Genomic DNA, 1600 nt, shown 5'->3' on the forward strand with positions numbered 1-1600 from the left:
CTACTATTATGCCTCTGATCAAAACTTTAGTATTTTCTATTTTCACTCCTATCATCTTTTTCGGCTTTAAAAGAACCATGACTCATTATACTATTCTTTCTGCAATCCTTATCAACGGAGCTATTTTGTTCTCCCTTTTTTTTCTTTTTCTGTTTATCTTAGCAGTAAAATACCCCGAAAAGATGTTAGGAATAATTTCTAAAATTCAACATTTACCCTGTATTGTAAAGTTTTCCAGAAAAGAACAAATATCCTACTTATTCAATAGAGTAATCCTGGAGATTAAAGAATTCCATAAAAGTTTTTCTCTTCTAAAAGAAAATTGGATTAAACTGCTATTATCTACTTTTTATACCATTATATTTTGGGGCATATTTTTCTTAGTAGCCCCTCTTCTTCTTTGGGGATTTAACCAACATTTTAATTTCTTGCATATATTGGTAGTGCAAGTGATATTCTATTTTATTTTACCTTTTATGCCTACCCCGGGTGGCAGCGGAACAGCAGAGGTAGGTTTTGCCTCTTTATTTTCTTTCTTTATCCCCCTTCACCTTTTAGGTCTTTTTGTAGGGATCTGGAGATTTGTAGTCTTTTACTTTAATTTGTGCATCGGAGCCATAGTCCTTTTGATAGAAATTAAAAGGATAAAAAATAAGAAACAACCTCAATAACAAAAAATAGAACAGAATTAGCTATATTTCTTCTTCTTTTACTTTCCTCTTGGTTCTTGCTCTAGCTCCCCCCAAAGATTTAAAAATTTGATCAATACCCAGGGCAATAATCAATATTGGCCAATATTTCCAGACATTTTCTGATACTTCAAAGCTGAAAAAATATTTTGCTAAAAAAATACTTCCTATTGCGATTAAAATTACTCCAAAAAAAATAGATTTATTTTGCCAAATTTCTTTGATGCCCCAGATGAGTAAAATTATCGGCCACAGATTCCATACTCTTCCCCATATATCTAAATCAGTAAAATTCTCAACGATAAATATGATACCAACCGCTAATATTATTAATCCGAAAAGCCAATTTCCTTTGCCTTCTTCGCTTGCACTCATTACTTTCCCTCCTTTAATATTTTTTTTCTTTTTAATAAACGAATTTTCTTTGCTTCCTGCCAAATATATTCCAGGTCATAAAAATTCCTTTTCTCTTTAGAAAATACATGTACTATCACATCACTATAGTCCAATAATATCCATCCCGTTTCCGGTTTACCTTCGTAATGTAATAATTTGATTTGATTCTCTTTTAATTTCCTAATAATAAAATTACTAATAGATTTTAACTGAGGTTCTGAATTTCCGCTGGTAATTACAAAATAATCGGCAATTAAAGTTAATTTACTTAGGCTTAATATAACGGTGTCTTCTGCTTTCTTATCTTCGGCAGCAGCGGCAGCTAATTTTGCAATAGTTAATGATTTTTTATTCAAAACATCACCTCTTTTTTTTGATTAGATAGTTATCTTTTTATTTGATTAATTGTTTAAATAGTCGGGGGCATGTCACAAATCGCGTTAGGCAAATATTAATATATAATAAGCTGCTAATTGTGAGAAATATTGATTCTCTTAACTAAGAAACAATATAAC

3 protein-coding genes are annotated in these 1600 nt (G+C 30.8%); 1 reads left to right on the plus strand and 2 read right to left on the minus strand.

Annotated features, from left to right (window positions below; translation table 11 throughout):
* On the plus strand, positions 1-671 hold a 671-nt coding region (locus tag ENO17_01575; GenBank protein ID HER23735.1), incomplete at its 5' end, for a flippase-like domain-containing protein.
* 21 nt (positions 672-692) lie between these two features.
* Here the strand turns inward: ENO17_01575 and ENO17_01580 are convergent.
* Positions 693-1064 carry a hypothetical protein gene (locus ENO17_01580; protein ID HER23736.1) on the minus strand — a complete coding sequence of 124 codons (372 nt, stop codon included), beginning with the start codon at positions 1062-1064 and terminating at the stop codon, positions 693-695.
* Positions 1064-1441, minus strand: coding sequence for a ribosome silencing factor (gene rsfS, locus ENO17_01585; GenBank protein ID HER23737.1), 378 nt, complete (start codon positions 1439-1441; stop codon positions 1064-1066). Before rsfS ends, ENO17_01580 begins: the two co-directional genes overlap by 1 nt.
* Positions 1442-1600 lie beyond the last annotated feature (159 nt).

The sequence above is a fragment of the Candidatus Atribacteria bacterium genome, from assembly GCA_011056645.1.
Taxonomy (GTDB): domain Bacteria; phylum Atribacterota; class Phoenicimicrobiia; order Phoenicimicrobiales; family Phoenicimicrobiaceae; genus Sediminicultor; species Sediminicultor quartus.